The sequence below is a fragment of the Halomonas sp. BMC6 genome (assembly GCF_964204995.1).
GTDB lineage: Bacteria > Pseudomonadota > Gammaproteobacteria > Pseudomonadales > Halomonadaceae > Vreelandella.
In genome coordinates this window covers 3,039,780-3,062,386 of record NZ_CAXNSH010000001.1, presented here as the reverse complement: position 1 = coordinate 3,062,386, position 22,607 = coordinate 3,039,780, and the positions used below count along the sequence as shown (strand labels likewise).

25 protein-coding genes are annotated in these 22,607 nt (G+C 59.4%); 24 read left to right on the top strand and 1 reads right to left on the bottom strand.

Going from position 1 to position 22,607, the window contains the following annotated elements:
- The first annotated feature begins 5 nt into the window (after nt 1–5).
- The 18 genes from AB6K10_RS14875 to acpS all read left to right on the top strand — a co-directional run bounded on the left by AB6K10_RS14875 (nt 6) and on the right by acpS (nt 10,988).
- Entirely contained in the window at nt 6–554 is a 549-nt protein-coding gene (locus AB6K10_RS14875) for a hypothetical protein (protein WP_339119152.1), read from the top strand.
- On the top strand, nt 551–712 hold the full coding sequence (locus AB6K10_RS14870; RefSeq protein WP_339119151.1) for a hypothetical protein: 162 nt from the start codon (nt 551–553) through the stop codon (nt 710–712). The genes AB6K10_RS14875 and AB6K10_RS14870 overlap by 4 nt, the downstream gene beginning before the upstream one ends.
- Before the next feature lie 232 nt (nt 713–944).
- Nucleotides 945–1,139 (top strand): hypothetical protein, encoded by a 195-nt coding sequence (locus tag AB6K10_RS14865; RefSeq protein ID WP_339119150.1) that lies wholly within the window; start codon nt 945–947, stop codon nt 1,137–1,139.
- A complete protein-coding gene (locus tag AB6K10_RS14860; RefSeq protein WP_339119149.1) occupies nt 1,123–1,284 on the top strand; it encodes a hypothetical protein in 162 nt (53 codons plus the stop codon). The genes AB6K10_RS14865 and AB6K10_RS14860 overlap by 17 nt, the downstream gene beginning before the upstream one ends.
- 1 nt (nt 1,285) lies before the next feature.
- Nucleotides 1,286–1,915 carry a hypothetical protein gene (locus AB6K10_RS14855; protein WP_339119148.1) on the top strand — a complete coding sequence of 210 codons (630 nt, stop codon included), beginning with the start codon at nt 1,286–1,288 and terminating at the stop codon, nt 1,913–1,915.
- Nucleotides 1,916–2,074: 159 nt separating this feature from the next.
- Complete coding sequence (locus AB6K10_RS14850; protein ID WP_339119147.1) at nt 2,075–2,722, top strand: hypothetical protein; 648 nt, start codon at nt 2,075–2,077, stop codon at nt 2,720–2,722.
- A gap of 384 nt (nt 2,723–3,106) precedes the next feature.
- Nucleotides 3,107–3,706, top strand: coding sequence for a hypothetical protein (locus AB6K10_RS14845; protein WP_339119146.1), 600 nt, complete (start codon nt 3,107–3,109; stop codon nt 3,704–3,706).
- Nucleotides 3,696–3,935 carry a hypothetical protein gene (locus tag AB6K10_RS14840; protein WP_339119145.1) on the top strand — a complete coding sequence of 80 codons (240 nt, stop codon included), beginning with the start codon at nt 3,696–3,698 and terminating at the stop codon, nt 3,933–3,935. Before AB6K10_RS14845 ends, AB6K10_RS14840 begins: the two co-directional genes overlap by 11 nt.
- A complete protein-coding gene (locus tag AB6K10_RS14835; protein WP_339119144.1) occupies nt 3,932–4,156 on the top strand; it encodes a hypothetical protein in 225 nt (74 codons plus the stop codon). The genes AB6K10_RS14840 and AB6K10_RS14835 overlap by 4 nt, the downstream gene beginning before the upstream one ends.
- 41 nt (nt 4,157–4,197) lie before the next feature.
- On the top strand, nt 4,198–4,440 hold the full coding sequence (locus AB6K10_RS14830; protein WP_339119143.1) for a hypothetical protein: 243 nt from the start codon (nt 4,198–4,200) through the stop codon (nt 4,438–4,440).
- Entirely contained in the window at nt 4,422–4,607 is a 186-nt protein-coding gene (locus AB6K10_RS14825; protein ID WP_339119142.1) for a helix-turn-helix domain-containing protein, read from the top strand. Before AB6K10_RS14830 ends, AB6K10_RS14825 begins: the two co-directional genes overlap by 19 nt.
- A 130-nt stretch (nt 4,608–4,737) precedes the next feature.
- Nucleotides 4,738–6,552 carry a translation elongation factor 4 gene (gene lepA, locus AB6K10_RS14820; RefSeq protein WP_339119141.1) on the top strand — a complete coding sequence of 605 codons (1,815 nt, stop codon included), beginning with the start codon at nt 4,738–4,740 and terminating at the stop codon, nt 6,550–6,552.
- A gap of 15 nt (nt 6,553–6,567) precedes the next feature.
- The gene (gene lepB / locus AB6K10_RS14815) at nt 6,568–7,371 is read left to right on the top strand and encodes a signal peptidase I (protein WP_339119140.1); all 804 of its coding nucleotides are present in this window, start codon (nt 6,568–6,570) and stop codon (nt 7,369–7,371) included.
- Nucleotides 7,372–7,435: 64 nt separating this feature from the next.
- On the top strand, nt 7,436–8,128 hold the full coding sequence (rnc, locus tag AB6K10_RS14810) for a ribonuclease III (RefSeq protein ID WP_044628375.1): 693 nt from the start codon (nt 7,436–7,438) through the stop codon (nt 8,126–8,128).
- Nucleotides 8,125–9,024, top strand: a complete 900-nt coding sequence (gene era / locus AB6K10_RS14805) for a GTPase Era (protein ID WP_159342481.1) — start codon at nt 8,125–8,127, stop codon at nt 9,022–9,024. Before rnc ends, era begins: the two co-directional genes overlap by 4 nt.
- Before the next feature lie 8 nt (nt 9,025–9,032).
- Nucleotides 9,033–9,728, top strand: a complete 696-nt coding sequence (gene recO / locus AB6K10_RS14800) for a DNA repair protein RecO (RefSeq protein ID WP_159342480.1) — start codon at nt 9,033–9,035, stop codon at nt 9,726–9,728.
- A 59-nt stretch (nt 9,729–9,787) separates the two neighbouring features.
- The gene (gene pdxJ / locus AB6K10_RS14795) at nt 9,788–10,609 is read left to right on the top strand and encodes a pyridoxine 5'-phosphate synthase (protein ID WP_253016069.1); all 822 of its coding nucleotides are present in this window, start codon (nt 9,788–9,790) and stop codon (nt 10,607–10,609) included.
- Between the two features lies 1 nt (nt 10,610).
- Nucleotides 10,611–10,988 carry a holo-ACP synthase gene (gene acpS / locus AB6K10_RS14790; RefSeq protein ID WP_339119624.1) on the top strand — a complete coding sequence of 126 codons (378 nt, stop codon included), beginning with the start codon at nt 10,611–10,613 and terminating at the stop codon, nt 10,986–10,988.
- Between the two features lie 7 nt (nt 10,989–10,995).
- Here acpS and AB6K10_RS14785 read toward each other — a convergent pair whose 3' ends face one another.
- A complete protein-coding gene (locus AB6K10_RS14785; RefSeq protein ID WP_339119139.1) occupies nt 10,996–13,701 on the bottom strand; it encodes an ATP-binding protein in 2,706 nt (901 codons plus the stop codon).
- 91 nt (nt 13,702–13,792) lie between these two features.
- On the opposite strand from AB6K10_RS14785, the gene cysM reads away from it, so the two are divergent.
- The 6 genes from cysM (at nt 13,793) to AB6K10_RS14755 (ending at nt 22,605) form a co-directional block, all read left to right on the top strand.
- Nucleotides 13,793–14,689, top strand: coding sequence for a cysteine synthase CysM (gene cysM, locus AB6K10_RS14780; protein WP_253016073.1), 897 nt, complete (start codon nt 13,793–13,795; stop codon nt 14,687–14,689).
- Nucleotides 14,690–16,120: a 23S rRNA (uracil(1939)-C(5))-methyltransferase RlmD gene (gene rlmD / locus AB6K10_RS14775; protein WP_339119138.1), complete on the top strand. Its 1,431-nt coding sequence runs from the start codon at nt 14,690–14,692 to the stop codon at nt 16,118–16,120. It begins immediately after the preceding gene.
- A 70-nt stretch (nt 16,121–16,190) separates the two neighbouring features.
- Entirely contained in the window at nt 16,191–18,467 is a 2,277-nt protein-coding gene (relA, locus tag AB6K10_RS14770) for a GTP diphosphokinase (RefSeq protein WP_253016077.1), read from the top strand.
- Nucleotides 18,467–19,294, top strand: coding sequence for a nucleoside triphosphate pyrophosphohydrolase (gene mazG, locus AB6K10_RS14765; RefSeq protein ID WP_339119137.1), 828 nt, complete (start codon nt 18,467–18,469; stop codon nt 19,292–19,294). Before relA ends, mazG begins: the two co-directional genes overlap by 1 nt.
- Before the next feature lie 41 nt (nt 19,295–19,335).
- On the top strand, nt 19,336–21,984 hold the full coding sequence (gene ppc / locus AB6K10_RS14760; RefSeq protein ID WP_305946704.1) for a phosphoenolpyruvate carboxylase: 2,649 nt from the start codon (nt 19,336–19,338) through the stop codon (nt 21,982–21,984).
- 75 nt (nt 21,985–22,059) lie between these two features.
- Nucleotides 22,060–22,605, top strand: a complete 546-nt coding sequence (locus AB6K10_RS14755) for a DUF924 family protein (RefSeq protein WP_339119136.1) — start codon at nt 22,060–22,062, stop codon at nt 22,603–22,605.
- Nucleotides 22,606–22,607 lie beyond the last annotated feature (2 nt).

Below are 22,607 nucleotides of genomic sequence, written 5' to 3'. Positions count from 1 at the left end.
TTGCTATGAAGCATTGCAAGAAGTGTGGCGAAGAGAAGCCGCTTGATGGTTTTTATAAACATCCTCAAACGGCAGACGGGTTTGATTCCGCCTGCAAAGAGTGTCGCAAAGTCAGAGTGCGTGAGAACTACCGCAAGAATATCGACCATTACCGCGAATACGAAAAGAAGCGCGGAATGCTTCCCCATCGTGTGGCCATGCGGGAGCGCTACCAGTCAACGCCAGAGGGCAAAGCGGCCATCCAGCGCGGCACTAAAAAGTACCGCGATCAAAACAAGATCAAGATGCAGGGCCATAACCGAGTCAGTAAAGCACTTATTGATGGAAGACTCGAACGCCAAACAGCCTGTCAAGAATGCGGGGCAACTGACTTACGACTTCACGCCCATCACGACGACTATCTCAAACAGCTAGACGTTAGGTGGTTGTGCCCACCCTGTCACAAGTCATGGCATGACGAGAACGGCGAGGCAGCCAATTCAGACCATGAGCCACTACCTCAGTTTCATATGAGGTTTTCGCTAGCCAATGAAACCAAACGGAATTCACCATGAGCCTTCTCACAGCAATCGCCAGCGCCTTCGGTATGCCGTGGCAACCCATTCACTCCCCGCCACCCATCATCCAAGGCTCCGGCCTCACAAAGCCCCACCAGCGGCAGGCCAAGTGCAAACGCGCGCAGCGCCGAGCCAAGCGACTGAAACACTTCTAGCCCTGCCTGTGCGGGGCTTCTTTTTTGGGAGAGCGGCATTGACCACCTACGAAGAGATCAGCACGAGTCGAAGGCTCAACCGAGCCTTCTGGAACCAGGATTGCCGCTTTGTCATCGCTCAGATTAGGGAGGCGCGGCGGGTAAGCGATGCAAAGCTGGAAGCCAATCATCGACGATGCCTGAAAAGCGCCCTAACGCACCGGGCAGAGCATACCTACCTGAAAGCTGGATTATGAAACCAACCACCAAACACTGCCCGCGCTGCGGCTGCACGCGCCTACGCCTCTACCGATCAATCAACGAGAAGCAGTGTGACCGCTGCCTGCACCGGTTCGACTGGCACTTGGAGCCAGGTCAAAAGCCGCTGGTAGGGCCGAGCCGCGACCGATACATCATTACCGGAGATACCCATGGAACGAAAAATTGAGAATTTAGAGGCTGTCATTGAGCAGCTTAGCCAGCGCAATGACGATTTAGTTAGCGAAAAGATGGTGCTGTTAGCCGAAAACGACGCGCTGGCAGCGGACAATGCAGAGTTACGGCGGCAGCTAGCATCAATGAGGTGCGCTTAAAATGAACATCAACGACATTAAGCACCGGGCTGTAGAGCGCATATTCCTAATTCCCGATGCCAGCGAAGGTCAGCTTGGCTATGTCTGGTGCGACGATCCAGCGCCGGGCGAAGGCATGGACGCCAGCGAAGCCGTGGAGTATGTGCGCAAAGATGTGCATGACGCCATCATCAAGCGCCAGGCTAAAGAAGCCCAACAGGGCATGGATGCGGCTAAAGCCGCTGCATACACGATGGAGCAAAACGCCAGCCGGATGTATGCGCAGTGCAGCCCCGAAGCCCTGGAAAGCGAGCGCGAAGCAAACGCCAAGCTGACGGCGCTGGTGGCCGAGCTAGAGCGCGAGCGGGATATGCACAAAGCCGCAGAGGAGGCGCAGATAGCGCTGCGGGCGAAGATGGAGGCAGACCAGGAGCTAAACGAAAGGCTTGCCCAGGTAGAGGCTATGCGCCACGTCGCCAATTGGCTATCTGGTGCAATAGAAGAAGGCTGCATAGGGCTTGACCTCGGCGGAGAGATATCGGGCCCCACCGGCTGCAGTGATGCCGACAAATGCCGAGTCGCAGGAGAGCGGATATTCCGCGAGGCTGCGCGCATCTGGGAATGCAAATTCGTGGCTGAGGTCAAGCAATGACCCATCAACCGAAGCGCGCTATGTGCATGGCCTGTCGCCACGCTGTTGTCGACTGTAGCCACCTCCCTTTTTCCACCATGCCCGCCATGAGCAAAAGCAAAGGCCGCGTCATCGTGCGCTGCACGGAGTTTGAGCATGCTCGATCAATAGGAGGTCACGATGGACGACATAACAGCGTCACCGCTTAGCTGGCCAGCGGCAAAGCCGCGAACGCCAGCCAATGACCGGAAACAAGGTCGATTCGGCAAGCGCAACAGCAGCGGGTGGGGGCTCAAAGAGCTCACCGTGGCGGAGGCGCGAAGCCGTGTCACAGAAGCGCTTGATAAATTCACGCGAAGCGGCCAAACGTACCGCGTTCCGCCTGACTCGATCATCATCAGCACCGACCTTGCATTGCGTAATGACGGACTGCCTCGCAGTGGCCAGCGAGAGCCCAGCGACCCGGGCGTCGCCGTTTATTTTCAGCTTGATGGCCAAGCTCAGTGCATCCCTTGTGACGTGTACCAGCGCATCGCCGACAATTTGGCCGCCGTGGCCGACTGCATCGAAGCCCTGCGAACGCTGGAGCGACACGACGCTTCATTGATGCGTGCAGCGTTTACCGGCTTTGCTCAGCTCGCTTCGCCGGAAGCGATGGGTAGGTCGCACTGGCGAACGGTGCTCAACACCGACAGCAACGATATTGAAGCGGTTCGAAAGGCTTATCGATCGGCAATTCGTGACGCTCACCCCGATAAGGGCGGGAGCAGCGAAGCATTTCACAGGGTGCAAGAGGCATGGAGTCAAGCGCAGGTCGAATTGAGCTAACGGCGCTGCCCAACGCCCGCCGCATCGTCGCGCTGGCAGTGCGTAGGCGCATACCCGATACGCCGCCGTGGCGGTTATCGACACGACTGTTTAGAGACTATGGCCGCCGGTGAGCGGCTTCTTTTTGCCTGGAGGTTTTTATGGGACACGTAAGAGGCCCTTTTCTGGAATACGAGTGCACCAAGTGCGGAGCAACTATCAAAGAGAATGCGCCGCGAAACCAGGAGCAGTTGGTTGATCGTATTGCCGACGCTAACGCCAACGATGATGAGCGGGTTTGCGCGCGATGCTGGGACCCGGGAGACAATAATGCATAGCCAAACACAGCGCGAGCGGTTCGAAAAGATCAGCGTTATGGTTGATCAGGCGATGGAGGGATAAGCCATGCCGCTATACATCATCCCCATGCAGGAAGGCGGCTCCATGTTTCTGCATGGGGACTTTGGCAAGCATTGCGCCGAGTGTTCACGCCCTAGCGACAACCTCTGTGATTACCCGATAGGCGGTGGCAAGACGTGCGACCGCGCTATTTGTGATCATCACGGCCACGTAATGGGCGATGACATGCACTACTGCGATACGCATTACCGAGAGTGGCGAGCCAACAACCCAGATAAGCCGGACTATCAGCTAACGCACTATCGCCTGCTTACGTTGCCGCCATTTGCAGCGGTAGCGATGGAATGGCTAAAGCAGAGGGTAGATAAGTTATCCCAGCAATTCCCCGAAGTGCCACAGGGCAGGCTAAGACACAGCGCGGCCAAGCCCATGGGCTGCAACGAAGACCCGACCAAAAAGCACCCAAGCCCTGACCCGCGAATCAACCTGGAGCAAGGACTGGCATGGCTCATACACGCTGGCTTGGTCACTGGTCAGCGCCGGAAGAAGCACAGCGACAAGATGCCTCGTTGGGTATTCATGCTCACAGAGGATGGGTTGCGGGTAGCTAATGGCGAAACAGTGGAGGCAAAACGTGAAGGCTAACGAACGAAAACACCTCGGCCAAATGATGCTGGCCAACTGCCCGGTATGCGGCGGCAACGTGGCGTCGGCGTGGATCAATGACGGCGAGACGCTGGACGAGCGCAAGCACATGGTGGGCGACTGGCACCTGCGCGGCTTGTCGATCTACACCGTCGATCGATACGAAGGCGACCCGCTGCCGCCGCCGTGTACTGAGCGAGAAACCCATCGAAAGCAGGAAGGATCATGAGCACACTACACCAGATATCACAGGCGCATATCGCAGAACTAAAGGCCAAGGCGGCCAAGCGCTCTGATTACGGCACGCGGTTGGAGAAGATCAACATGCTGCAGAAAGTGATCGTCGAGAACCGCTTCAATCGACGTCTTGGCACCCGCGTAGAGCGACGACTGAACAAGCTGCCTTTTGATCGAATACGGGCGATGGCCCGAGCAATGAACGAACGATAACAGCCGCCCACGAGGCGGCTTTCTTTTGCCTGGAGGATAGCATGACCAAAACGCTCAGAGAGCTAGCCGAAGAAGAGGAGCAGTTGCCAGACGGTCACCCTGAATGGCAGCACGTAGCGCTAGGCTGGCAGGCACTGGCTATCGCACAAAGCGAGAAAATCATTGAGCTTGAGCAGAAGCTAAAGAGCATGACCACAAGCAAGGACGGCTTTCAGTCCGCCTTGGTGAGAGCCAAAGCTGAAAATGATCGATTAAAAGGTGATTTATGCAAGACCAATACGTAAGCACAAGCCAGCTATGCGAACGCTACGGCCGCAGCCGGGACACGCTGCTGCGCTGGCAGAAAAGTAAAGGCTTTCCTAAACCGGTTATCCAAGGAGGCCACGGCGCCGAATCCCGCTGGCGGGAAAGCGATGTTCAGGCGTGGGAGGAGCGGCAGCTTGCGGCATGACGCGCTGTCGCCGCACTCCATAGCACGCCAACCATTTGAACGGTACAATGGAGGAAATCGACACTGAACGCAGCCATGCAAAATCATTTATCGTACATGGCTGCGTACACACCCCGGATTAAATCGGCACATGACCACAGATAACGCTAGTAAGATCAAGCACATAAGAAACTTCTCCATCATCGCCCACATCGACCACGGTAAATCGACGCTCTCTGACCGTTTGATTCAGACCTGTGGCGGTTTGACAGAACGTGAGCTGAAGGAGCAAGTGCTCGACTCCATGGATATCGAGCGTGAGCGGGGTATTACCATCAAAGCGCAGTCGGTGACGCTGGACTACACCGCTGCCGATGGCCAGGTCTACCAGCTCAACTTCATCGACACGCCAGGGCACGTCGACTTCTCCTACGAAGTGTCGCGCTCACTCTACGCCTGTGAAGGGGCGCTGCTTGTCGTCGATGCGGCACAAGGGGTAGAAGCGCAGTCGGTGGCCAACTGTTACACCGCCATCGAACAGGGCCTAGAAGTGCTGCCCGTTCTGAACAAGATCGACCTGCCCCAGGCCGACCCGGACCGGGTTGCTCAGGAGGTAGAGGAGATCATCGGCCTGGATGCCACGGATGCCTGCCAAGTGTCGGCAAAAAGCGGTATCGGCATCAACGAGCTGCTCGAACGGCTGGTGCGTGACATTCCGCCGCCCAAGGGGGACCCCGAAGCACCGCTGCAAGCGCTGATCATCGACTCCTGGTTCGATAACTACCTGGGTGTCGTGTCGCTGGTGCGCCTGTTCGACGGCACGCTGCGCAAAGGCGACAAGATCCGTATCAAGTCGACGGGTCGCGACTGGAACGCCACCGAAGTCGGTATCTTCACACCGCTGCGCAAAGAGACCAATATTCTTCGCGCCGGTGAGGTTGGCTTTATCGTCGCCGGGATCAAAGAGATTCACGGCGCGCCGGTGGGGGATACCATTACCCATACCAAGACGCCAGACGTACCGCGTCTCCCCGGTTTTCAGAAAGTGAAGCCTCAGGTTTATGCCGGTATGTTCCCGGTCAGCGCAGACGATTACGAAGACTTCCGCGATGCCCTGGAAAAACTGGCTCTCAACGACGCGTCGCTGGAGTATGAGCCGGAAAACTCCGATGCGCTGGGCTTCGGCTTCCGCGTGGGTTTCCTCGGTACACTGCACATGGAGATCATCCAAGAGCGTCTGGAGCGTGAGTACGATCTGGACCTGCTCACCACGGCGCCGACGGTTGTGTACGAGCTGGCCATGAAGAATGGCGACATTCAGTATGTCTCCAACCCCTCCAAACTGCCCGACATGGCCGATGTGGAGCAGATGCGTGAGCCCATCGTGCGGGCCAGCATTCTGGTGCCGCAGGAATTCGTCGGCAACGTCATCGCCGAGTGCGAGCAGCGCCGCGGTACTCAGCTCGACATGCAGTTCCTGGGCAATCAGATCCAGCTTACTTACGAGCTGCCCATGTCCGAAGTGGTCATGGACTTCTTTGACCGTTTAAAATCCATCTCTCGTGGCTACGCCTCGCTGGAGTACAACTTCGAACGTTTCGAAGCCGCGAAGCTGGTACGTCTGGATGTCTTGATCAACGGCGACAAAGTCGATGCGTTGGCGGTCATCATTCACCGTGACCATGCCCACTCGCGTGGTCGCTTGCTGGTGGAAAAGATGAAAGAGCTGATCCCACGGCAAATGTTCGACGTCGCGATCCAGGCGGCGATTGGTGGCCAAGTCGTGGCCCGCTCCACGGTGAAGGCGCTGCGTAAAAACGTCACGGCGAAGTGTTACGGCGGCGACGTTAGCCGTAAGAAAAAGCTGCTAGAGAAACAGAAGGCCGGTAAGAAACGGATGAAACAGGTGGGGCGTGTCGAAATTCCCCAGGATGCCTTCCTTGCTGTGCTCAAGGTTAACGACTAGGGATACGAACCCCACATGGATTTTTCACTACTACTGGTACTCGCCGTTGCGCTCTCCGGGGCCATTTACCTGTTGGATGTGCTGGTGCTTCGGCCAAAGCGCCGTGAGCGTGTGGCCAAGGCGGAAAAAGCCACCATGGAAGGCTTGGATGCGCCGACGCGGGAGAAGCTCTTAAAAGAGCCGTGGCCCGTTGACTACTCCCGTTCGTTCTTTCCTGTCTTGCTGGTCGTGCTGGTGGTACGCAGCTTCATCATCGAGCCGTTTCAGATTCCTTCCGGCTCCATGAAGCCCACGTTAGAAGTGGGTGATTTTATTCTCGTGAATAAATTCGCTTACGGACTGCGTCTGCCGGTCGTTCATCAGCGCTTCTTGGAAGTGGACGATCCAGAGCGAGGCGATGTCATGGTGTTCCGCTTTCCCGAAGAGCCATCGGTGAATTTCATCAAACGCGTCGTGGGTCTGCCCGGCGACCGTATTCGCTACGAGGGCAAGCAGCTTTACGTCAATGGTGAGCCCATTGCCAAAGCGCTGATCGAAGAAGGGCCCGCGCTGTCGCCTCAGCAGCTGCTGCTTGAGGAGCAGTTGGGGGAAGTCAGCCATTTCATCTACAACAATCCCCGTGACCCAGGCCCGCAAATGCGCGAGGTGGTCGTGCCCGAAGGCCATTACTTCATGATGGGGGATAACCGCGACCACTCCAACGACAGTCGCTACTGGGGCTTCGTGCCCGAAGAGAACATCGTAGGGCGCGCCTTTGCGGTCTGGATGCACTGGGATGGTGGTCTTCCCAGTTTCACCAGCGTACGGCGTATCGAATGAACCAGCATAATGTACAAACCGTTAGTGTGGTTATCTTAGTTAACGTCAATGACGTAGGAGCACTGTGAGTAATTCCTTAACCGCTTTTTGCCGACGAATCGGCCATACCTTTGGCGACCCAACGCTTTTGGAACTGGCCATGACCCATCGCAGCTACGGTGGTCGCAACAATGAGCGCCTGGAATTTCTAGGTGACTCCATCGTCAATTTCGTCATCGCCGAAGCGCTGTTTCAGCGGTTTCCCCAGGCGCGGGAAGGGCAACTTTCCCGCCTGCGCGCTCGGTTAGTCAAAGGCCAGACCCTGGCCGAGCTGGCCCGCGAAATGGCCTTTGGCGAGTGCCTACGGCTTGGGTCCGGGGAAATGAAAAGCGGCGGACATCGCCGCGAGTCGATTCTGGCGGACGCCGTAGAAGCCGTGATCGGCGCGATTTATCTGGATGCCGGTATGGATGCCGTCCGCGAGCGTGTGCTGGCGTGGTACGCCGAGCGTCTGGAAAACATCTCGCTGCAAGATACCCAGAAAGATCCCAAAACCCGCTTACAAGAATTTTTGCAGTCGCGCCAAGCGGCGCTGCCGCGCTATGAAGTGGTCTCTGTGAAGGGAGAGGCGCATGCCCAGACCTTTACCGTGGAGTGCTACATCGAGCTGCTAAGCGAGCATACCACTGGTAAAGGCCCCAGCCGCCGCCACGCTGAACAGCAGGCCGCGGAAGAAGCATTGTCCTACCTCGAACAACCCCCTGGAGACAAATCATGAGCCAAACCTGCGGATTCGTGGCCATCGTTGGCCGACCCAACGTAGGCAAATCAACCCTCATGAACCGGATTCTGGGGCAGAAAATCTCGATCACGTCACGGCGGCCGCAAACCACGCGCCACCAGGTGATGGGGATCAAAACCGTCGATGAAACGCAGTTCATCTACGTCGATACGCCGGGCATGCACATCATGTCCAAGGATCGCAACAAAGCCATCAACCGCTTCATGAACCAAGCGGCGACGCAAGCGCTTCGCGATGTCGACTGCGTCGTGTTCATCATCGACCGCACCCGCTGGACGGACGAAGATCAAGCCGTCCTGAAACGCTTGGAGCATGTGAAGGCGCCGGTCATCTTGGCCGTCAACAAGGTCGACCGCCTTCAGGATAAAGGCGACCTGCTGCCCTGGCTTGCAGATGTGGGAGCGCGCCGCGAATTTGCCGCCGTGGTGCCCATCTCCGCCAAGCACGGCACCCAAGTCGAGACGCTGGAAGAAGAGGTCGCCAAGCACCTGCCGGAGAGCATTCACTTCTTCCCGGAAGACCAAATCACCGATAAGAGCCTGCGCTTCATGGCGGCTGAGCTGGTACGTGAAAAAGTCATGCGCCAGTTAGGCGACGAGCTGCCTTATCAGATGACGGTCGAGATCGAAGAGTTTCGCGAAACCGAGCGCGTCACCCATATCAGCGCGCTGATTTTGGTGGAGCGCCAGGGGCAGAAGGTGATCCTGATCGGTGAGAACGGCGATCGGATCAAGAGCATTGGCCGTGAAGCGCGTCTAGATATGGAACGTGCGCTGGGCACCAAAGTCATGCTCAACCTGTGGGTGAAGGTGAAGCGTGGCTGGTCGGATGACGAGCGAGCGCTGAAGAGCCTGGGTTACGATCTCGATTGAGTGCGACCATGACCGCCGAGCCTGCGTTTCTGCTGCACCGTCGGGCATACCGTGAAACCAGCGCGCTGGTCGATTTATTGACGCTCAATCATGGCCGCATCCGGGCGGTGGCCCACGGTGGCCAGCGCCCCGGATCGAAATCTCGCCAGCGGCTGCAGCCGTTTACCCCGCTGTTCGTGTCCTGGCGGGGAGATCGAGAACTGAAGCGCCTCACGTTGATGGAGTCCCGTGGGCACACCGCGCTGCTGGCAGGCGAAGGTCTGCTTTGCGGCCTATACGCCAACGAAATTGCTACCCGTTTACTGCCCCTCGAACTGAACGCCACCGATGTCTTCGCCTTCTATAGCGCGCTGCTCGACGCACTACCGGTGCCTGCTGAGCGGGGACTGGCGCTGAGGCGCTACGAATGGGCGCTTTTGGACGTGCTCGACGCTACGCCTCGGTTTTGCACCCCCGACGGCGGGGCGCTGGACCCACATCAGCGCTACCGTTTTGATGCGAATAGCCGCGCGTTCATGGCCGCAGAGCAAGGTATCGAAGGGCGCACCTTACGCTACATCGAGCAGGGTGATTGGCAGCCGACAGGCTTAGCGAGTGCGCTCAAAGCGGTCATGCGGGCCGCATTGGCCCCTCATTTGGGGCCTACCGCGCTACGTTCTCGTGAACTGATGCTGGATTTGGCCCGCCGTCGCCAGCGCCCGTAAGCTACCGTTACCACTGATCGCAATCGTCTTCTACTGCCATTCACAGATTGGAGTTCTTCATGCACCCCCCACGGATTTTACTCGGCGTTAACATCGACCATATTGCCACGCTGCGCCAAGCCCGCGGCACGCGCTACCCCGACCCGGTCCAGGCAGCCCTGCTGGCTGAAGAGGCGGGCGCTGATGGCATTACCGTCCATCTGCGCGAAGACCGTCGCCATATTCAGCCCCGTGACGTTCGACTGCTGGCGGAAGTGCTCAACACGCGCATGAACCTGGAAATGGCCGTTACCGAAGAGATGCTGGCGCTGGCGGAAGAGGTGCGCCCAGCGCACGTGTGTTTAGTGCCCGAAAAGCGCGAAGAGTTGACCACCGAAGGCGGGTTGGATGTGGTCGGGGGCTTCGAACAGATCGCCAGCGCCTGCCAGCGTCTTACGGCTGCGGGCTGCGATGTGTCGCTGTTCATCGACCCGGACGAGGCGCAAATCGACGCCGCCAAACGTGCCGGAGCACCCACCATCGAGTTGCATACCGGGGCTTATGCCGAAGCAAAACCTGGGAGCGCCGAGGCCAACGCTGAGTATGACCGCCTGAGTGCGGCGGCGGTGCATGCCGTGTCGTTAGGCCTGGTGGTCAATGCCGGACACGGTCTGCATTATCACAACGTGGAAGCCATTGCCGCGCTACCCGGCGTCAACGAGCTCAACATTGGCCACGCCATCATCGCTCGCGCGCTATTCGTCGGATTGAAGGACGCCGTTCAGGAGATGAAGCGTTTGATCATTGCGGGGCAGGAAGCGGGTTTGATGGCCGCCCTGGATGCTCACGAGCACGACCATGACCACGATCACGGTGATGGTCACTCTTGCTGCGGTCACTAACATGATCGTCGGGATTGGCTCGGACATCGCCCGGGTCGAGCGTTTTCGTCAGGCCGTGACCCGTCACGGCCCCCGCTTTGCACAACGTATCTTAGGGCCAGACGAGCAGCGTGCTTGGCAGTTGAAAGGCCAGGCGACGGCTTATCTGGCGAAACGCTTTGCGGCCAAAGAGGCTTTCGTGAAAGCGTTAGGGTTGGGGCTTCGTCAGGGCATGCAGTGGGGCGAGATACAGGTACTCAACGATGCGCTGGGTAAGCCTAGTCTCAAGCTCAGTGGCGAAGCGCAGCGTCTATTTGACGCCAGCGGTGCCACGGCGGCTCATATTACCCTCAGCGACGAAGCCGATTACGCCGTCGCCTTTGTAGTGCTGGAGCGCTAGCGTCGCATCACTCTGCCACCAACGTGGCGCGCTCCTCGCTGAGCCGCGCCATGGCGGTATATAACTCGTCTAGCAGTGTCTCCACATGACGCAGTCCACTGGTGCGCAGACGTGTTTCCAAAGTTTCCACCAGCAGCGCAAGCTCGGGGGCGCCACAGTAGCGGCTGGCACCGTTCAAGCCGTGCACCCAATCCAGTAACGTCGTCAAGTCGCCTTCTGCGAAAGCGCTGCGAATGTGCTGTTCGCTTTCGGGTAGGCTGTCGATGAGCCGCACCAGTTGCTGTTTGGCCAGCGTTTCCTTGCCACCTGCCAGGCGAGCCCCCAGCGTCAAATCGACGGCAGGTAGCGAGCTGGGAGGCTCGCTAGGGACGTGCAAGGGGCGAGCGGAGGCCGTTTCCTCTTGGGAAGAGGATGGAGGCACCACCCCTAAAAAGCGGTGGAGTAACTGCTGAAGCTGGACATCGTCGATGGGTTTGACCATGACGTCGTCCAGTCCCTCGGACAACCACTGCTGGCGTTCGTTGCTTAAGACGTGAGCCGTGACGGCAATGATGGGACAGCGTGCCCAGCTATTGTTGATACGCCGCAGTGCCTGAGTCGTTTGAATGCCATCCATACCGGGCATACGAATATCCATGAGCACCATGTCAGCGGTGGCGCGCTTGGCGAACTCCAGCGCTTCATGGCCGCTATCGGCCAGCACGATACGTATCGTTTCGCTCTCTAACATGGCTTTGAGCAGTTCGCGGTTGGGCGCGTTGTCGTCGACGATCAGAATCGTCAAACGCGGCGCAGGCAACGCTTTCGCCACGGAGCTATGGGTAGGAGCGCTGAGCGTCTGGGGCTGCAGCAGGTGTCGCAGGGTCGTGGCAAGCTGTGCTCGGGTAAACGGCTTGCACAGCATTTCGCCGCCGTGAGGCAGTGGCCAGCTGGGCAGATCGAAACTGGTGGTATTGGCCAGAACCAGCACCGGGCAGGGCGTCTGTTCGATGACCGACTGCCAATATCCTCGTCGCTCTTCGCTAAAGTCCTCTGTTGCCAGGCACAAAATCAGCAGTGATTCATTGCCCGCATCGATGAACGAGACCGGCCGCGCCCCCCAGCGCTCCAGCAGGTGTTCGAGCACGTTGCGGGTAGGCAGGTGCGGTTCGTGAAGACGGATGATCGGACCGTCGAGCGTCAGCTCGGGGGGGCGTTCATCGGCAAGGTGAGCTAACAGCGGCAGAGTGAAGGAGAACGTCGAGCCTTTGCCGAGTTCGCTGTCGACGGTGATCTCGCCACCCATACGTTGAATGAGCTGACGACAAATGGTGAGTCCCAGGCCACTGCCACCAAACTGCCGCGAATGGCTGGGCTCTGCCTGGGAAAAAGCGCTAAAGAGCTGTTGCTGATGCTCTTCGCTTAGCCCGATGCCCGTATCGCTGACGCTGATGTGCAGGACGACGTGCTGCCCCTCCTGGTTTTCCAGCATAACACGCACGATCACGTCACCTTCGGTGGTGAACTTGATCGCATTGCCCAACAAATTGTTCAGCACCTGATGAATGCGCAGCGGATCGCCACATAACGGCGTGGGCACGTCGTCGTATACCATGGCCACCAAATGGAGCTGCTTGCGCTGCGCTTCGGGGGCATGTAAGCCAATGATCTCATCCACCAAGGCGACGATATCGACGTCCACTTCTTCCAGCGTGAGCCGGTCGGCTTCCAGCTTGGAGAAATCCAAGACATCGTTGACCAGCATCAGCAGGTTGTCGCAGGCGCGCCGCACGTGCTCTAACCACTCTTTTTGGCGGCTATCCAGCGAGGAGCGCCCCAACAGGCGGCAAAAGCCGACGATGCCATTGAGCGGCGTGCGTATTTCATGGCTCATGTTGGCCAAGAACTCGGATTTGACGGCGTTGGCGCGAAGCGCGCTGCGGTGGGCCAGATCCAGCTTGATGTTTTGCTCTTCGATGGTCTCCATCGACTCCTGCAGTTCGCTGGTAGCCTGCTCGATTTGGCTCTGCATATCCCGCTGGGCTTGCTGGAAATGCTCGGCCAACCGGTTGATATGATTGGCCAACTGCTTGAACTCGGTAGGCTTGGCGTTGGACATGACCAAACTGTAATCGCCCCGAGACAAGCGGTAGAGGGCCTGATTGGCCTCTTCGATAGGGCGGCTGGCGTAGCGGCTGATCGCAAAGGCCACCAGGAACAGCACCAACCCGAGAAGCATGCCACCGAGGCTCAAGCTGGCGATCAATCGGTAGCGCTCCAGGGTCAGCGCGCGGATGTCCATCTCTGCTTCCAGCCAGCCGTTGGTGACGCGGCTGGTGCCGCCCACTGTTTCACTGGTGAGCGGCACCTGAAGACGCCAGACATCCTCCTCTTTGGCGAGAGTGGTCGCCTCGGGGGCGTGCAGGCGCGGCGGAGGCGGCATCGAACGGCCCAGTACCAGTAGCCGGTTGCCCTGTTCGTCGAACAGCGTCACCGCCCGCAGGCCACGATGTTCCAAAAGCTGGCGGGCCAGTGTCTCCAAACGCGGCAAGTCGCCATCGGTCATGGCGCTCCCCAGACTGGGGGCCAGCAGTTCGCCAGCGCTGGTCAGTCGGTCTTCGAGCACGTTGCGGCCAGTGTGCTCACTCTGAAGCACCAACAGCACCGCCATGACGGCATACACGAGTAAGGGAAAACCAAGCAGAGCGAACAGCAGGCGCGTGTTTAATGACATGAAAGAAGCTCGTCGAATCTGGAAGGTTGCCTGTCCACTCACAGGCAGCACCGATATAATGCAGCATAACGGTTACGATAAGGAATGTTCGATGAATTATCCCACGCTCGAAGATGTGGTCGGCAATACGCCCTTGGTTCGCCTGAAGCGAATCAGCGCTGGCAAGAACAATACGCTGCTGGCCAAACTGGAAGGTAACAACCCGGCCGGTTCGGTCAAAGACCGCCCGGCACTGTCGATGCTGAGCGAAGCCGAAGCCCGCGGTGAGATCGCCCCGGGGGATACGCTCATCGAAGCAACCTCGGGCAATACCGGAATTGCCCTGGCCATGGCGGCGGCCATTAAAGGGTACAAGATGACGTTGATCATGCCAGAAAACGCCTCTGCTGAGCGCAAGCAAGCCATGGCGGCCTACGGCGCCACGCTGATTTCCGCTAGCAAAGAGGGTGGAATGGAAGAGGCGCGCGACATCGCAGACGCGATGATTGCCCGAGGAGAAGGCAAGCCGCTGAACCAGTTTGCCAACCCGGATAACCCGCTGGCGCACTACCGTACCACCGGGCCGGAAGTGTGGCGGCAAACGGGCGGAGAGGTGACCCACTTCGTGAGTTCTATGGGGACGACCGGGACGATCATGGGCGTATCGCGCTACTTGAAAGAGCAAAACAGCGCGATTCAAATCGTCGGGTTACAGCCCGCCGATGGTGCCAGTATTCCCGGAATTCGTCGCTGGCCACAGGAGTATCTGCCGGCCATTTTCGAAGCGCCGCGGGTGGATGTCACGCTCGATATCAGCCAGCAAGAAGCCGAAACGCACATGCGCCGATTGGCCCGTGAGGAGGGCATTTTGGCGGGTGTTTCGTCGGGAGGCAGCTTGGCAGGTGCGCTGCGCATCGCAGAGCAAACCGAAAATGCGGTCATCGTGTTCATTGTATGTGACCGTGGTGATCGCTATCTCTCCACGGGTTTGTTTGCCCCGGAGGTATAAATGGCTATGTTGGGTAAGCGGCGGCCGCCACGGCCGGCCTCGGGCCATTCTGGGTTGGCGCGCCAACCCAGCGGCAACGGTGCGCCTGCCAAGCCGTCTGTCGCCACCGATGCCGACGCGCCGCTGGTGATCGAGCGTCTCGCTCACGATGGGCGCGGTGTGGCACATCATCCGGGGGGTAAAACCGTCTTTGTCGATCGCGCGCTGCCAGGAGAGCAGGTCGACGTGGCCGTACACGTCACTCGCAAGCGCTTCGATGAGGCGCATGTCAAAACGTTAGTGACTCGCTCACCTCAGCGCGTAGAGCCGCCGTGTGCGCATTTCGGCCACTGTGGCGGCTGCGATTTACAACATTTGGCGCTCGATGCGCAGCGTGCCCACAAGCGTGAAGTCGTCAGCGAGCTAATGGCGCGTCAAGGCCTGAGACTAGAGACAGTAGAGACCATCAGCGGACAGTCCGAACACTATCGCCGCCGGGCCCGCTTGGGTGTCAAGGTCGATGGCCAGGGGACCGTGCGGCTTGGGTTTCGCGCGGCGAACAGCCATCGCTTGGTGGACATCGACCAATGCCACGTGTTGGTTCCGTCGCTCCAGTCGCTGATAGCCCCTTTGAAACAACTGCTGACCGAGCTGGAAGCACCGCGTTCCGTCGGCCATATTGAACTGCTCGCCACTGCCCAGGCTACGGTGGTGCTGGTTCGCCAGCTCAAAGAGCAGCCTCAGGATGGGCTGCGCTGGCAAGCCTTTGCAGACCAACAAGGAGTGCGTTTAGGCACCTGGTTGGGGCGGGAGTCTCCCTCATTGCACTGGTATGGTGCAGCGCCTGCACTGGAAGAGCGCTTTTCGTTGAGCGCGTTGGGCGTGAGCGCGGCGCAGGCCGCTGACGAATTGGTGCTGCAGTTTGCTCCCGGTGATTTTTTGCAGGTAAATGCCGAGGTCAATCAAAAGATGGTGGCGCAGGTGGTAGCATGGTTATCACCGGCACCAGGAATGCAGCTGCTCGATCTGTTTGCCGGAATGGGGAACTTCAGCGTGCCGCTAGCCGCTGCCGGTGCCCGCGTGCATGCCGTGGAAGGCAGCGCCACCATGGTCGAGCGCCTCGCAGCCAACGCAACGCGGAATCGGCTGAGCGTGGGCGCACAGCAGGCGGATCTCAATGACGCGGCGACAGTGAAAGCACTGCTTCGCGAGCACTCTGCCGAGGCGATAGTGCTCGACCCGCCGCGCAGTGGCGCCGAGGCTGTCTGCCAAGCGCTTGGGCGCCAAAAAGTGGCGAAGATCGCTTACGTGTCTTGCGATCCAGCCACGCTGGCCCGGGATGCGGCACACCTTGTGCATGCGGGATATCGCGTCAAGCACGTCGCAGTGGCAGATATGTTTCTGCACACTGCCCACATGGAAACGTTGATGCTGTTTGAATACGCGGGCTAGTTTGCCCTTTGCAGCAAGTTTTGGTGGCGGCGGAGTGGAGGCCACCACCCAGAAAGGATGAGTCATAGTCATGGTGAAAGTGCGTGAAGACCAGCCGCTGACAGAAAGCGGGAAGGTGGACATACAACAATGGTTAACGCGCCTTCAGGACGATGTGCGCCTACGCGACCCCGAGCGCTTGATGCAGGCCTGCGAGTTGGCCGAGCAGTTAGAGCGAGAAGCGCCCCGCACCCATCGGGTGTGGCTGTCGCCGGGGTCTAGCTTCCGCATGGGCCTCGAGATGGCGGATATTCTCGCCGATCTCAAGCTCGACCAGTCGACGCTGGAGGCCGCCGTGCTCTACCGCGCCGTGCGGGAAGGGCTGTTGAGCTTGGAAGGCGTCAGCAAGCGCTTTGGAGATGAAGTCGCCAAGCTCATTGATGGTGTGCTGCAAATGGCCGCCATCAGCTACCCATTGGCACCTAACCATGGCATGAGCCAGCATAACCAGCAGGAGAACCTGCGCAAAATGCTGGTGAACATGGTCGGCGACGTGCGTGTCGCGCTGATCAAAATCGCCGAGCGCACCTGCGCGCTGCGCCAAGTCAAAGACGCTCCTCGTGAGAAATGCCTGCAGGTGGCCAGAGAAGTAGCCGATATCTACGCGCCGCTGGCGCACCGCCTCGGCATCGGCCAAATCAAATGGGAGCTGGAAGACCTTTCTTTCCGTTACTTGCACGAAGAAGATTACAAAGCCATCGCCAAACTGTTGGCCGAGAAGCGCTTGGATCGCGACCGCTACATTCACGACGTGGTCGAAACGCTCAAAGGCTTGATGGAAGCTCAGCATATTCACCGCTACGACGTGAGTGGGCGAGCCAAGCATATCTACTCCATCTGGCGCAAAATGAAGCGCAAGCGAATCGATTTTTCCCAGGTTCACGATGTGCGCGCCGTGCGTATTCTGGTGCCGGAAGTGACCGACTGCTACACCGTATTGGGGATCGTTCACTCCCGCTGGCACCACGTGCCCAACGAGTTTGATGACTACATCGCCAATCCCAAAAAGAACGGCTATCAATCGCTGCACACCGCCGTGATGGGACCGGAGAACAAGGTGCTGGAAATTCAGATTCGCACCTTCTCCATGCACGATGAAGCCGAGCTTGGGGTATGCGCCCACTGGCGCTACAAAGGCCACGACACCAACGCCAAAAGCCGCAGCTATGAAGAAAAAATCGCCTGGCTGCGCCAAGTGTTGGAGTGGCAGGACGAAGTGGGCGGCTTTGGCGATTTACGCGAAGGCCTCTCCAGCGATGTCGCCCCCGACCGTATCTACGTCTTTACGCCCGATGGGCATGTCATCGACCTGCCGCGTATCGCCACGCCCATCGATTTTGCTTACCGGGTGCACACCGAAATTGGCCATCGCTGCCGAGGGGCCAAGGTCAATGGTCGCATCGTACCACTGACCTACAAGCTGAAAACCGGCCAGCAGATCGAGATTCTCACCGCTACCAAAGGCGGCCCCAGCCGCGACTGGCTCAACCCCAGTTTGGGTTACGTGCGCACCTCCCGGGCGCGGGCCAAGATTCAAGCGTGGTTCAAACATCAGGCCCGCGACCAGAACCTGGACGAAGGCCGAGCGCTTTTCGAGCGTGAAATGCGCCGCCTGGATGTGGAAGGGCTGGACCTGCCCAAGCTCGCCAAAGCCGTCAACTACCAAAACGCCGACGATATGTACGCGGCGCTGGGTGCCGGGGACCTGCGCATTGGTCAAGTGCTGCATCAAGCCCAGCAACTGTTTGGGGAAACCGACGACCAGGAGCAGCTGGACCGCCTGCTGGCCAAGCCTCGGCGCCAGCCCAGCAAGGCCACCCAAAGCGACATTACCGTGCTTGGGGTGGGCAACCTGAAAACCAGCATGGCGAACTGCTGCCGCCCGGTGCCCGGCGAGCCGATTGTCGGCTTTATTACCCAAGGGCGCGGCGTGACCGTGCACCGCCAGGACTGCACCAACATTCTCCAATTGCGCATGGAAGAGCCCCAGCGCATTATCGAAGTGGAGTGGGGCGAGCGGGCGCACACCCGCTACCCGGTGACCATCGAGATTCAAGCCTGGGACCGCTCGGGCCTGCTACGCGATGTCACGGGCCTGCTGGGCAACGAAAAGGTCAACGTGTTGGCGGTCAACACGCTCACGGATACCGATGAAGGCATCGCCCGACTGCGGATTACCCTGGAGGTGGACGGCCTGGAATCCCTCGGCAGGCTGTTCTCACGTATTCAGCAGCTACCTAACGTGACCGAAGTGCGCCGCCTGCGTAACGCCGACCCTGAAAAAAGTGCCCGCAAAGGAGGGGCCTGATGCGCCATACCCTGGATGATTTGCTCAGCCTGATGTCCGTATTGCGCGACCGAGAGCAGGGCTGCCCGTGGGATATCCAACAGGATTGGGACAGCATCGTGCCCCATACCCTGGAAGAGGCGTACGAAGTGGCTGACGCTATCGAGCGTCGCGCTTTTGAGGAGCTGCCCGGCGAGCTGGGCGACCTGCTGTTTCAAGTGGTCTATTACGCCCAGTTTGGCGCAGAAGAGCAGCGCTTCGACTTTCACGATGTCGTCGATACGCTGACCGCCAAAATGCTGCGACGTCATCCCCATGTGTTCCCAGACGGCACACTGGCTTCCCGCCGCCCGCCCGGCGTGAGTGCCGACGAGGTCAAAACCCAGCAGGTGAATAGCCGCTGGGAAGCGCTAAAGGCCGACGAGCGCGCCGAACGAGCCACCCAAGCGCCGTCGGTACTGGACGACGTGCCCCGCACGCTGCCTGCGTTAAGCCGCGCCGCGAAGCTCTCCAAACGCGCCGCCCGGGTTGGCTTTGATTGGCCCGATGACGAAGGCGTGCTGGCCAAAATTCGCGAGGAGCTGGAGGAGGTCGAAGAGGCGCTGACGGCGGGGGATCGTCAGCACGCCCAGGAAGAGGTAGGCGACCTGCTGTTTGCCGTCACTAATTTAGCCCGCACGCTAGGCGCCGACCCCGAGCAGTGCCTACGCAGCACCAACGCAAAATTCGAGCGCCGCTTTCGCTATGTCGAACGCGCGCTTGCCGATGCCGAGCGCCCGTTAAACGAGGCCTCGCTGAATGAGATGGAAGGCCACTGGCAAGCCGCGAAAGCCCAAGAACAACGCTAATTTCAAAACCATCAACGCGACCCCGCAAGGAGGCCACGCCAATGAGTCATGATCTACACGAATCACTGCGCGATAACGTGCGTATTCTGGGCGACAGTCTAGGGCGAACCATCGCCGATGATTTAGGCCAGTCGTTTGTCGATAAGATTGAAACCATTCGTGCCCACGCCAAGCGCGGTCGCCAAGGTGACTCCCTGCAGCAGCGCCAGCTCATCGAATACCTGCGTCAGCTGCCGGAACGCGATCTGTTGCCCGTTACCCGAGCTTTTAACCAGTTTTTAAATTTGGCTAACATCGCCGAGCAGCACTACCGGGCGCGGTTTCGTCGGGTAGAGGACTACAAACCCGGCTCGCAGCCCGCACTTGGAGAGCTGCTGGGGCGCGCCCAGCAAGCGGGTAATTCACCGCGCAAACTGGTGGAAACCCTTGCCAATATGCGCGTCGAGCTGGTGCTGACCGCGCATCCCACCGAAGTCATCCGCCGCACGCTGATTCAGAAGTACGACGCCATCGATGAGTGCTTGACCGCCATCGAAAGCTCGGAAGATTACCCCGAGCGCGGCGCCCGTGCCCAAGGCCGCTTGGAAGAGCTGATCAGCCAAGCGTGGCACACCGACGAGATTCGCCACGAACGTCCAACGCCGGTAGACGAAGCCAAGTGGGGCTTTGCCGTGATCGAAAACTCGCTGTGGCAGGCGGTGCCGGATTTCCACCGCGACTTGGATAACCTGCTGCTGGACACCGCAGGCGAACGCCTGCCGCTGGACGCCGCGCCGATTCGCTACGCCTCCTGGATGGGCGGCGACCGCGATGGCAACCCGAATGTCACCGCCAAAGTCACCCAGGAAGTGCTGCTGCTGGGCCGCTGGATGGCAGCGGATCTCTACCTGCGCGATTTAGAGCAGCTCAAAACCGAGCTCTCCATGTGGAAAGCCAACAGCGCCCTCAAAGCCGAAGTGGGCGATGTGGCGGAGCCCTACCGGGAGCTGCTCAAGCGGCTGCTGACCAAAATGGAAGCCACCCGCGACTGGGCGAAAGCGCAGTTGGATGGCCGCAACTACGACGGCGGGCCGATCATCGAAACCCGCGACCAGCTCTACGCGCCGCTGCTGGCCTGCTACCGCTCGCTGTGCGATGTGGGGCTGGATACTATCGCCAACGGTGCGCTGCTGGACACGCTGCGCCGAGTGGCCGTGTTCGGCGTCACGCTGACCAAGCTCGACCTTCGCCAGGAAGCCAGCCGCCACGCCCAAGTAATGGAAGAACTCACCAGCTCCCTGGGGCTAGGTCATTACCAAGAGTGGAGCGAAACCCAGCGTCAGGAGTTTTTGCTCGCAGAGCTGGAGTCCCGTCGCCCGCTGATTCCCCGCCGCTGGGAGTGTTCGGCGGAGTCCAGGGAAGTCATTGATACCTTCAAGGTGATCGCCCAGGAGCATGCGGAAGCGCTGGGTACTTACATTATCTCCATGGCCGCCGAGCCTTCGGATGTGCTCACCGTGGCGCTGCTGATGAAAGAAGTGGGTGGACAGGTCACGCTGCCCATCGCGCCGCTGTTCGAAACCCTCAACGACCTGGATCACGCGGGCGATGTGATCGATCAGCTGCTGGCGCTGCCGGGCTATCGTGCTCTGGCGAAAGACCGTCAAGAAGTGATGATCGGCTACTCCGATTCCGCCAAAGATGCCGGTCAGCTCGCCGCCGCTTGGGCACAGTACCGCGCCCAGGAAGCGCTGGTGAATGTGTGCGAAAAGCATGGTGTTGACCTAACGCTATTCCACGGTCGCGGCGGTACCGTGGGCCGTGGTGGCGGCCCGGCTCACGCGGCGATTCTGTCTCAGCCGCCGGGCTCCGTGAACGGCAGCCTGCGGGTGACCGAGCAGGGCGAGATGATTCGCTTCAAGTTCGGCCAGCCGGATATCGCGCTACGCTCCATGGAGATCTACGCCTGTGCGGTGTTGGAGGCCACGCTATTGCCACCGCCCGCGCCGGAACCCCACTGGCGCGAAGAGATGGATCAACTGGCCAAAGTCGCCCACGGTGCTTATGTAGGCGTGGTACGGGAAGATCCCGACTTCGTACCTTACTTCCGTGCGGTGACGCCGGAAGGGGCGCTGGGCCGATTGCCGCTTGGCTCGCGGCCCACCAAGCGCCGTCAGGATGGCGGCGTGGAAACCCTGCGGGCGATCCCCTGGATTTTCGCCTGGACACAGATCCGCCTGATGCTGCCCGCTTGGCTTGGCAGTGGCGAAGCCTTCTCCCGCCGCTTGGAGCAGCCCGGCGGCCGCGAAGTGCTGCAAGAGATGCGCACCCAGTGGCCGTTTTTTGGCACCTACCTGGATATGTTAGAGATGCTGCTGGCCAAAGCAGACGTGGCGATTGCCGCCTACTATGAGCACCGCTTGGTGGACGAGCCATCGCTGAAAGCGCTGGGCAAAAAGCTCCGCGAACGCTTCGAGCGGTTGGAAGACGTGGTGTTAGATATTCTTCAGCAGGAGAAACTGCTGGAGAACACGCCATTGATTCGTCAGGCGATTGACGTGCGCAACCCTTACATCGACCCACTGCACGGCCTGCAAGCCGAGCTGTTGCAGCGTAACCGGGATGCTGATGGGGCGATTAGCCCAGATCTTTCCCGCGCACTGATGGTCACCATGGCAGGGATTGCGGCCGGTCTGCGTAACACCGGCTAAGCTGAAGACAGCCCACCAGCGCCGCTACCGATGGGTGGCGGCGCTTTTCTTTACGTCCAGTGTTGGAGTCAAAACATGACGGCAGATGCCCAGGCCGTGTTGGCCTTCTGGTTTCAGGAGCTGATGCCCGCACAGTGGTTCAAAAAAGACGCTGAGATGGATCGGCAGATTGCCGAGCGATTCAGTGATGTGCTGATGAGTGCCGCAGCGTGCGAGTGTTTCGAGTGGCGTCGTTCGGCTCGCGGGCGGCTGGCGGAAGTGATCGTGCTGGATCAGTTTTCGCGTAATATTTACCGCGACGATGCCCGTGCGTTTGCCAACGACACGCTGGCGTTAGCGCTGGCCCAGGAAGCGGTGGCCAGCGGAGCCGACCAGTCGCTGTCGGCGGTAGAACGCAGCTTTCTCTATATGCCCTATATGCACAGCGAGTCGGCGGCTATTCATACCGTTGCGATGCGGCTCTTCGATCAGCCGGGTCTGGAGAGCAATCTTGAATTCGAGAAACGCCACAAGGCGATTATTGACCGCTTCGGGCGCTACCCGCACCGCAATGCGGTGTTGGGAAGACCCTCGACTCCGGAAGAGGTCGAATTCCTCAAGCAGCCCGGCTCCTCTTTTTAACG

Bases quoted from the DNA above. Each gene is read 5' to 3' on its own strand.
- AB6K10_RS14755 (WP_339119136.1), top strand. From the start codon at position 22,060: ATGACGGCAGATGCCCAGGCCGTGTTGGCCTTCTGGTTTCAGGAGCTG.
- era (WP_159342481.1), top strand. From the start codon at position 8,125: ATGAGCCAAACCTGCGGATTCGTGGCCATCGTTGGCCGACCCAACGTA.
- lepA (WP_339119141.1), top strand. From the start codon at position 4,738: ATGACCACAGATAACGCTAGTAAGATCAAGCACATAAGAAACTTCTCC.
- AB6K10_RS14865 (WP_339119150.1), top strand. From the start codon at position 945: ATGAAACCAACCACCAAACACTGCCCGCGCTGCGGCTGCACGCGCCTA.
- AB6K10_RS14850 (WP_339119147.1), top strand. From the start codon at position 2,075: ATGGACGACATAACAGCGTCACCGCTTAGCTGGCCAGCGGCAAAGCCG.
- pdxJ (WP_253016069.1), top strand. From the start codon at position 9,788: ATGCACCCCCCACGGATTTTACTCGGCGTTAACATCGACCATATTGCC.
- ppc (WP_305946704.1), top strand. From the start codon at position 19,336: ATGAGTCATGATCTACACGAATCACTGCGCGATAACGTGCGTATTCTG.
- AB6K10_RS14785 (WP_339119139.1), bottom strand. From the start codon at position 13,701: ATGTCATTAAACACGCGCCTGCTGTTCGCTCTGCTTGGTTTTCCCTTA.
- lepB (WP_339119140.1), top strand. From the start codon at position 6,568: ATGGATTTTTCACTACTACTGGTACTCGCCGTTGCGCTCTCCGGGGCC.
- mazG (WP_339119137.1), top strand. From the start codon at position 18,467: ATGCGCCATACCCTGGATGATTTGCTCAGCCTGATGTCCGTATTGCGC.
- rlmD (WP_339119138.1), top strand. From the start codon at position 14,690: ATGGCTATGTTGGGTAAGCGGCGGCCGCCACGGCCGGCCTCGGGCCAT.
- AB6K10_RS14875 (WP_339119152.1), top strand. From the start codon at position 6: ATGAAGCATTGCAAGAAGTGTGGCGAAGAGAAGCCGCTTGATGGTTTT.
- relA (WP_253016077.1), top strand. From the start codon at position 16,191: ATGGTGAAAGTGCGTGAAGACCAGCCGCTGACAGAAAGCGGGAAGGTG.
- AB6K10_RS14835 (WP_339119144.1), top strand. From the start codon at position 3,932: ATGAGCACACTACACCAGATATCACAGGCGCATATCGCAGAACTAAAG.
- AB6K10_RS14855 (WP_339119148.1), top strand. From the start codon at position 1,286: ATGAACATCAACGACATTAAGCACCGGGCTGTAGAGCGCATATTCCTA.
- acpS (WP_339119624.1), top strand. From the start codon at position 10,611: ATGATCGTCGGGATTGGCTCGGACATCGCCCGGGTCGAGCGTTTTCGT.
- AB6K10_RS14860 (WP_339119149.1), top strand. From the start codon at position 1,123: ATGGAACGAAAAATTGAGAATTTAGAGGCTGTCATTGAGCAGCTTAGC.
- AB6K10_RS14830 (WP_339119143.1), top strand. From the start codon at position 4,198: ATGACCAAAACGCTCAGAGAGCTAGCCGAAGAAGAGGAGCAGTTGCCA.
- recO (WP_159342480.1), top strand. From the start codon at position 9,033: ATGACCGCCGAGCCTGCGTTTCTGCTGCACCGTCGGGCATACCGTGAA.
- AB6K10_RS14825 (WP_339119142.1), top strand. From the start codon at position 4,422: ATGCAAGACCAATACGTAAGCACAAGCCAGCTATGCGAACGCTACGGC.
- AB6K10_RS14845 (WP_339119146.1), top strand. From the start codon at position 3,107: ATGCCGCTATACATCATCCCCATGCAGGAAGGCGGCTCCATGTTTCTG.
- cysM (WP_253016073.1), top strand. From the start codon at position 13,793: ATGAATTATCCCACGCTCGAAGATGTGGTCGGCAATACGCCCTTGGTT.
- AB6K10_RS14870 (WP_339119151.1), top strand. From the start codon at position 551: ATGAGCCTTCTCACAGCAATCGCCAGCGCCTTCGGTATGCCGTGGCAA.